At 46.2% G+C, this 1,512-nt stretch carries 2 protein-coding genes and 1 pseudogene; all 3 read right to left on the reverse strand.

Annotated elements, in window-relative coordinates; all coding sequences use genetic code 11:
- Window positions 1–213: 213 nt before the first annotated feature.
- On the reverse strand, window positions 214–534 hold the full coding sequence (psiF, locus tag HX884_RS26365; protein ID WP_013095812.1) for a phosphate starvation-inducible protein PsiF: 321 nt from the start codon (window positions 532–534) through the stop codon (window positions 214–216).
- A 292-nt stretch (window positions 535–826) separates the two neighbouring features.
- Window positions 827–1,087, reverse strand: coding sequence for an anti-adapter protein IraP (gene iraP / locus HX884_RS26370; protein ID WP_013095810.1), 261 nt, complete (start codon window positions 1,085–1,087; stop codon window positions 827–829).
- Window positions 1,088–1,298: 211 nt separating this feature from the next.
- Window positions 1,299–1,512, reverse strand: a pseudogene (locus HX884_RS26375) (hypothetical protein); the annotation flags it as partial.

Raw genomic sequence — 1,512 nt, forward strand, 5'->3', positions numbered from 1 at the left:
CTGATCGCCAGATCACGCTATTTAAATTCTGGAATTAGCTGCGGAATGACGGTTTGAAGCCACTCTTCCCCGATACGCTCTTTATTGTAAAAGTTTTCGTCGTTCATCATATTTTGGGAATATTCTGAAACATTTTCCCAAATTATAGAGAGGGGGGATGCGGAGAAAGTATGAAATTTCGGGTGAGTCACCGTAAGGACTCACCCGATAGGACTATGCCTGTTTCTTCAGACAACCACTCATAAACTTGCTGCGATCGTCGCCTTTCAGCATTTGTTGCGTGGCCTGAGCGTTACATTCACGCATTTTTTGCTGCTGCGGCGTCAGGCTTTTTTCATCTGGTTTGGATGCACCATTTTTGAGGCAATCGCTCATATATGTCTTACGGGCATCCCCTTTCAGCGCTTTTGCTGTCGCCTGTTGATTGCAGGTCGTCATACGCTGCTGTTGAGGTGTTAAGGTTTTCTCTTCCGCATGCGCTGAGGCGATCAGGCACAGGCCGGAAAACAGGGTAACCAGTATTGTTGTTTTCATTGCACCATCCTTTATGTGAAGTTCCACATTAAGTCTGGTTCGTTGCGGGAAAAAAACCACCCTGCGACAATGATTTTCTTCTGGTTTATGCATTATTTCATCTCTGGCGCGGCACGCTGTTCATTACCCGGTTTCGCCTGACGCGTTAGGGTATTTAATAGCGAGAGGCATGAGATGAAATAGAGGCTCTGTTTAAATTCTTTTCTCCCAGTGCGAAGGCCAAAAATAAAAACAGAGCGACGACAGGCATCCTGCATGACCATTCTATGACAGGCCATTATCTTTCAGCAGGCTAGCTGCGAGGATGCCTTAATAGCTTCTTTACGTATTGCTGAAGCATCTCCGCATCTTCAGCGGGGACCAGCGAATCGGGGCGAGCCTTGTCCAGCGCGCTTTCTACATTATCGATTAACGCCTGTTGCTGCGGTTGTGTCATTTGTCGGAGCAACGCCGTAACGACAATTTCCAGCGCCTCGACCTGGGCGACCAGTTCTTTTGACTCTTCTTCCTTTTGTGCAAGCTTGACCAGCAACTCAGCAATGAGATTTTTCATCGTGCTATTTCCTTATACGTTTTTTCTGAACTTAGCATTCAGAATGAATAATGCAAAGAGGAGAAAAGTATTATCTTATGCAAAAGTGATGCTGCTGCCAAAATAAAGATGAATGGCAAGCAGCGAAACGTTTTTCTCTTTAGAAAAAGCCGCATTTAGTTATATAAAAATGCGGCAACCATAAGAATATATAATACATTACGGCAAATGATTAACGCGCCGCTCTCGCCTGCTCTAATTGGCGACGGCGTCTCAGCGCAATCGCCAGCTGGATAATATTGATCAACACCACAATCGCCGTGGCCGCAAATACCCAACGAAAACCGGCCATCGCCGAAACGGATGCGCCAATAAGCGGACCGGCAACATTACCTAAGGAAGGTGCGAATAAGCAGGTCATTTCTTCCCAAGCTGACTCGCTGATT

It is taken from the genome of Enterobacter sp. SECR19-1250, assembly GCF_013391025.1.
Taxonomy (GTDB): Bacteria; Pseudomonadota; Gammaproteobacteria; order Enterobacterales; family Enterobacteriaceae; genus Enterobacter; species Enterobacter cloacae.

Coding starts and splice junctions, on each gene's coding strand:
- psiF (WP_013095812.1), bottom strand. CDS start 534: ATGAAAACAACAATACTGGTTACCCTGTTTTCCGGCCTGTGCCTGATC.
- iraP (WP_013095810.1), bottom strand. CDS start 1,087: ATGAAAAATCTCATTGCTGAGTTGCTGGTCAAGCTTGCACAAAAGGAA.